Genomic DNA, 6,102 nt, shown 5'->3' on the forward strand with positions numbered 1-6,102 from the left:
CGCACCACCGGACCGCGGGCCCGGCGGGCGCGGCGCACGCGCAGCCGATGAGCTGGGCGAGCCCGCACCCGCGGGTGGTGACGGCGCCGGGGTCCACCCCGTGCAGGACGACGTCGACGTCGACCTCGTGCTCGTAGGGGCGCACCGCCCGCACCGTGTAGGTGCGCAGGGGGTTGCGCTGCTCGTCGGGCAGCTGTCGCCAGGCCGAGAACCAGTCGGGGTCGGTGAAGCGTGCGACGTCGACCGGTGCACCGCAGGCCGCGGGCAGGACGAGCTTGATCCGCTGGTCCAGGCCGGCGGTGCCGAAGTCGGCGAGGTCAGGACCGGTGAACGTCATCCGCAGGAAGCTGGGGCTCAGGCGCCGGGTGCGGGCGACGCGGACCTCGAACCCCCGGTACGCCGGCTCGACCCGCGTGGGGGCGACGGTCGTGGCGGTGCTCATGGGACTCCTCGGACGGACGGTACGGCCGAGTCAGTAAAGCATAGGCTTACCTAAGGTAGGTAGCCCTTCTCCCATGCTCCTCGCACGAACGGTCGTCAGGCGTACGCCTGCAGGTCCAGGTTTTGGCCGGTGAGCAGGCGGTACGCCTCGAGGTAGCGGTCGCGCGTGCGCTCGACCACGTCAGCAGGCAGCGGCGGGGGCGGCGCATCCGAGGCACGGTCCCACCCGGATGCCGGGGAGGTGAGCCAGTCACGGACGAACTGCTTGTCGAAGCTGGGCTGGGCCCGTCCCGGCTCCCACTGGGCCGCGGGCCAGAACCGTGAGGAGTCCGGGGTGAGGACCTCGTCACCGAGCACCAGTGCGCCCGCGTCGGGGCCCTGCGTCGCCCGACCCAGCTCGAGCTTGGTGTCGGCCAGGATCACGCCACGCTCCCGGGCGATGCCCTCGGCCCGGGCGTAGACGCGCAGGGTCAGATCACGGAGCTCCTCGGCGAGCTCGCGCCCCACCTGCCCGGCCACGACCTCCAGGCTGACGTTCTCGTCGTGCTCCCCCACCGCGGCCTTGGTCGCCGGGGTGAAGATCGGCTCCGGCAGGCGGGAACCGTCCACCAACCCGTCCGGCAGCGGGATGCCGGTGACCTGACCGGACTCCCGGTACTCGGCCAGGCCCGAGCCCGTCAGGTAGCCGCGGGCCACGCACTCCACCGGAACCATGTCCAGCCGTCGGCACACCATCGCCCGTCCAGCGACCTCGTGCGGGACTCCGCCCGGCCCCGGCTCCGCGGTCACCACGTGGTGGGGGACCAGGTCGGCGAGCTGGTCGAACCACCACAGGCTCAGCTGGGTCAGGACCACGCCCTTGCCCGGCACCGGGGTGCTCAGGACGTGGTCGTAGGCGCTGATCCGGTCGCTGGCCACGACCAGCACGACCGCGTCGTCCCCGGCGGTCGGCTCGTACAGGTCACGGACCTTGCCCGAGTAGACGTGACGCCAGCCGGGCAGCTGCAGAGGCTCAGTCATGCCCCGAGTGTCCCAGGTCGCCCCGCACCGACCGCGTCGGGGACCACAAGGTGGTGCGGCTCAGGCGAAGATCTCCACCGGGGTGCCCAAGGGCAGTCCGAACTCCTCGGCCATGCGCGTCACGTCCTCGTCGAGCATGCGGATGCACCCGTGCGAGACGTCGGTGCCGATCGACTCCGGCTCGTTGGTGCCGTGGATGCCGATCACCCCGTCCCCACCCGCGAACGACTCCAGCACCGGCGAGTAGCCCGACAGGCCGTAGGCGTAGGCGCCGTAGGGCCCACCGGCCTGCGGCGGCTGGAGCAGCTCCTTGATGTAGTAGACGCCACCCGGGGTGGGCACGTCCTCACGACCCACCGCCACCTTGACGTTCATGACGACCGCGTCGCCGTGGTGCAGCAGCAGGCGATGGTCGTCCAGGTGCACCTCGATGCGGAACTCGGTCGAGGTGAGGCTCACGTCCTCGGCACGCAACCACCCGGTGGTGCCGTTGGGCCTCACCGGCAGGTGGACCTGCACCCAGTCGTCCTGCTGCTCGGCCACCAGGAACGTCAACGGGATCTGCCCCGGGACCGACACGACGTCCTCCGCTGCCAGCACGGTCCCGGGCTCGGAGTCCCCGGGGGACGCGAACACCTCGACCCGCTCCTCCCCCGCGGTCGCGATCCACGACTCCGCCGGGAGCTCGCTGGTCACGGGAGCCGTGTCGTGCCCGGTGGGCTCGGGCTCCGCCGAGGAGCAGCCGGCCAGCACCACGGTCAGCAGGGCCACCGCAGCGGCCGCAGGTCGTAGACGTCGCATGCGCGCCAATCTACTCAAACCGGACGGGGGCCCCGTTCTTCCACAGGACCAAAGCCCCTGTGTCCGATTTGCCCCACTCGAGCATCTTTTCGTCTAGTGTGCGAGGCACATCCTGACGACCGACGAGGAACCCCATGCGCACACGTGTTCTGACAACCGCCGCCGCTGTCGGTATCGCCGCCCTGGTGACACTGGGCGCGTCGCCGGCAACCGCTGCCGTACCCGCCACCGGCTGGGGCGACAGGGACTCCCACTCCTCCGCCTGGGCCGCCCACTGGGAGCGCAAGAAGAAGTCCTCCAGCTGGGACCAGAGGACCAGCACCGACTGGTCCGCCCACTGGGAGAAGAAGAAGAAGAAGTCCTCCAGCTGGGACGAGAGGGCCGCCGCCGACTGGGCCGCCGACTGGGCCGCCCACTGGGCGAAGAAGCAGGGCAAGTGGGACAAGAGCAAGAAGTACACCAAGTACCCCTGGTGGAACTGCCCCGGCAAGACCCAGCCCGGCACCCCCCCGGTCGAGCAGCCCTCGCTGCCCGTCCCGCCGTGCGAGACCGAGGGCCAGGGCCCCTGCCTCGAGCTGCCCGACGCCGGGTGCGAGGCCATCTGGGTGTGCGAGGCCGGCACCGACGAGTGCGTCGCGGTGATCGAGTGCACCGAGGGCGACGTCCAGATCCCCGGTGTGCCGGAGGACATCGAGTGGGAGGACGCCCCCGAGGCTGAGCCCACGCCCGAGCCCACCCCGGAGCCCACGCCCGAACCGCAGCCCGAGGCCCCCGCCGAGGAGAACCCCGCACCCGAGGCACCGGAGACGCCTGAGGCACCGGAGCCCACGCCGGCACCGGCCCCTGAGGTCCCCGAGGGCGCTGCGCCGCCCGCCACCCCGATCGTGGCCGAGCCGACCTTCACCGGCTGACCACTGCACCACCCTTCACAGATTCACCCCCTGCACACGTCGGGCCCCACCTTCCGGTGGGGCCCGACGTGTGTGTGCTCCAGCTCGAACGGCTCAGGCCTCGGGGCCCTCCACGACGGGCATCCTGGCCGCGATATCCGTGCGGTGGTGCGAACCACGCAGGCCCACACGGGCCACGGCGTCGTAGGCCACGGCGCGCGCCGCGTCGACGTCCTCGCCCGTGCCCACGACTGACAGGACCCGGCCACCGGCCGAGACCAGGGACCCGGTGCCTTCCTGCGCGGTACCGGCGTGCAGGACGTGCGCCCCCGGTACCTGCTCGGCCTCGTCCACACCCGTGATCTCGTCACCGGCACGGACCGCACCCGGGTACCCGTGCGCGGCGACCACCACGGTCACCGCCGCGTCCGCGTGCCACCGCAGCCCAGGGTGCTCGGCCAGTCGCTCCGTGGCGGCAGCCAGCAGCACCTCGCACAGCGGCGAGGCCAGACGTGCCAGCACGACCTGGGTCTCAGGGTCGCCGAACCGGGCGTTGAACTCGATGACCCGGACCCCGCGCGACGTCAGCGCCAGCCCGCAGTACAGGACCCCCACGAACGGGGTGCCACGGCGGTACATCTCGTCCACGGTGGGCTGGGCGACGCGGGCCACCACGTCCTGCACCAGGTCCGCGGGCGCCCACGGGAGCGGGGAGTAGGCCCCCATCCCCCCCGTGTTGGGGCCCTCGTCGCCGTCCAGGGCCCGCTTGAAGTCCTGGGCCGGGGCGAGCGGCACCACCGTGCGCCCGTCGCTCAGGCAGAACAACGACACCTCGGGCCCGTCGAGGAACTCCTCGATGACCACCGCGCCCCCGCCACCACGGCGGTCCAGGCAGCCGGCCGCGTGACGCAGCGCCTCGTCACGGTCCGAGGTCACCACCACGCCCTTGCCGGCGGCCAGGCCGTCGTCCTTCACGACGTACGGGGCCCCGAACGCGTCCAGGGCCTCGGCGACCTGGTCCAGGTCCGTGCACACGTGCGCCATCGCGGTCGGGACCTCGGCCGCGGCCATGACCTCCTTCGCGAACGCCTTCGACCCCTCCAGGGCCGCGGCCTGCGCGCTGGGGCCGAAGCACGGGATGCCCGCCTCACGGACCGCGTCCGCGACACCGGCGACCAGCGGGGCCTCCGGGCCCACCACCACCAGCGCCGCACCCAGCCCGGTCGCCAGTGCCGCGACCGCGGCCGGGTCCACCGGGTCGACGTCGTGCAGCTCGGCGAGGGCCGCGATCCCGGGGTTGCCGGGGGCGGCGTGCAGCTCGTGCCCGCTCGGGCCCTCAGGGCCCGTGGCCAGGGCCCGGACGACGGCGTGCTCACGGGCACCGGAACCGATGACGAGGATCTTCATGTGCTCAACCCAACAGGTCGTGGCGTGCGATGGTCGCGTCCCGGCCCGGCCCCACACCGATCGCCGAGACCCTCGTGCCGGACATCTCCTCCAGCGCCAGGACGTACCTCTGCGCGTTGGGGGGCAGGTCCTCGAACGTCCGGCAGTCGCTGATGTCCTCCCACCAGCCGTCCAGGTGCTCGTAGACGGGCGTCGCGTGGTGGAAGTCCGACTGGCCCACCGGCATCTCCTCGTGGCGGGTGCCGTCCACGTCGTACGCCACGCACACCGGGACCTTCTCCAGCCCGGTCAGGACGTCCAGCTTGGTCAGGACCAGGTCCGTCAGACCGTTGATGCGGCTGGCGTACCGGGCGATGACCGCGTCGTACCAGCCGCACCGGCGCGGCCGGCCGGTGGTGACCCCGAACTCGCCACCGGTCTTGCGCAACCACTCACCGTGGTCGTCGTTGAGCTCGGTGGGGAACGGGCCCTCGCCCACCCGGGTGGTGTACGCCTTGATGACGCCCACGACCCGGTCGATGCGTGTGGGGCCGATGCCCGACCCGGTGCACGCCCCACCGGCGGTGGCGCTGGAGGACGTCACGAACGGGTACGTCCCGTGGTCCACGTCCAGCATGGTCGCCTGCCCCGCCTCGAACAGGACGTTCTTGCCCTCGTCCAGGGCCCGGTTCAGCTCCAGAGCCGTGTCGGTGACCATGGGCCGCAGCCGCTCGGCGTACGACAGGAGGTGCTCGACGGTCTCCTCGACGGTGATCGCCCGCCGGTTGTACACCTTGAGCAGCAGGTGGTTCTTCTGGTCCAGGGAGCCCTCGACCTTCTGGGCGAGGATGTTCTCGTCGAACAGGTCCTGGACCCGCACCCCCACACGGTTGATCTTGTCCGCGTAGGCGGGACCGATGCCCCGGCCCGTGGTGCCGATGCGCCGCTTGCCCAGGAACCGCTCGGTGACCTTGTCGATCGTCTGGTGGTACGGGGCGATGATGTGCGCGGAGGACGAGACGAGCAACCGGGAGGTGTCCACCCCGCGGGCGTCCAGCGCGTCGAGCTCCTGGAACAGGACGGCCGGGTCCACCACCACGCCGTTGCCGATCACCGGGGTCACCCCCGGGGACAGGATCCCCGACGGCAGCAGGTGCAGCGCGTACTTCTCGCCATCGATCACCACGGTGTGGCCCGCGTTGTTCCCGCCGTTGAACTTCACGACGTAGTCCACGCGGGACCCGAGCTGGTCGGTGGCCTTGCCCTTGCCCTCGTCACCCCACTGGGCGCCGAGCACGACGACGGCTGGCATGTGTGTCCCTCTTCTCGACGGCCTGGGGGCGCGACGGACCGGGCGAACCGATCGGGCGCCGCACCGAGGTTACCGGAGCGGCTCCTGCCGCAGGGCCCGGACCTCGTCCGCGGACGTGCCGCACTCACCCAGGAACGCCCGGCAGCGCTCGGCCTCGGGCGTCTCACCGATGCCCTCGGCCGCCTCGGCCAGGGCCAGGAGCGCACGCAGGAACCCCTGGTTCGCCTGGTGGGTGGCCGGCACCGGGCCGGC

At 72.1% G+C, this 6,102-nt stretch carries 7 protein-coding genes; 1 reads left to right on the forward strand and 6 read right to left on the reverse strand.

Translation table 11 applies throughout. From position 1 onward, the window contains the following. The 3 genes from N869_RS12105 to N869_RS12115 form a co-directional block, all read right to left on the reverse strand. Positions 1 to 442, reverse strand: a 442-nt coding sequence (locus N869_RS12105; protein ID WP_198026063.1) for a siderophore-interacting protein, incomplete at its 3' end; no start/stop codon positions are given. Positions 443 to 537: 95 nt separating this feature from the next. Next, entirely contained in the window at positions 538 to 1,461 is a 924-nt protein-coding gene (locus N869_RS12110; RefSeq protein WP_035062069.1) for a phosphoribosylaminoimidazolesuccinocarboxamide synthase, read from the reverse strand. A gap of 60 nt (positions 1,462 to 1,521) precedes the next feature. Next, positions 1,522 to 2,262: a L,D-transpeptidase gene (locus N869_RS12115; RefSeq protein ID WP_035062071.1), complete on the reverse strand. Its 741-nt coding sequence runs from the start codon at positions 2,260 to 2,262 to the stop codon at positions 1,522 to 1,524. Between the two features lie 134 nt (positions 2,263 to 2,396). Between N869_RS12115 and N869_RS17855 the strand changes: the two genes are divergently transcribed. Next, entirely contained in the window at positions 2,397 to 3,173 is a 777-nt protein-coding gene (locus tag N869_RS17855) for a hypothetical protein (RefSeq protein WP_198026064.1), read from the forward strand. 93 nt (positions 3,174 to 3,266) lie between these two features. Here N869_RS17855 and purD read toward each other — a convergent pair whose 3' ends face one another. From purD to N869_RS12140, 3 genes are all read right to left on the reverse strand, one after another. Next, the gene (gene purD, locus N869_RS12130; RefSeq protein ID WP_035062075.1) at positions 3,267 to 4,559 is read right to left on the reverse strand and encodes a phosphoribosylamine--glycine ligase; all 1,293 of its coding nucleotides are present in this window, start codon (positions 4,557 to 4,559) and stop codon (positions 3,267 to 3,269) included. Positions 4,560 to 4,563: 4 nt separating this feature from the next. Continuing rightward, entirely contained in the window at positions 4,564 to 5,850 is a 1,287-nt protein-coding gene (locus N869_RS12135; protein WP_035062077.1) for an adenylosuccinate synthase, read from the reverse strand. Positions 5,851 to 5,919: 69 nt separating this feature from the next. Further along, positions 5,920 to 6,102: DUF3151 family protein (locus tag N869_RS12140; RefSeq protein ID WP_035062081.1), on the reverse strand; the 183-nt coding region annotated here is incomplete at its 5' end.

The sequence above is a fragment of the Cellulomonas bogoriensis 69B4 = DSM 16987 genome, assembly GCF_000767165.1.
GTDB classification, from domain to species: Bacteria; Actinomycetota; Actinomycetes; order Actinomycetales; family Cellulomonadaceae; genus Actinotalea; species Actinotalea bogoriensis.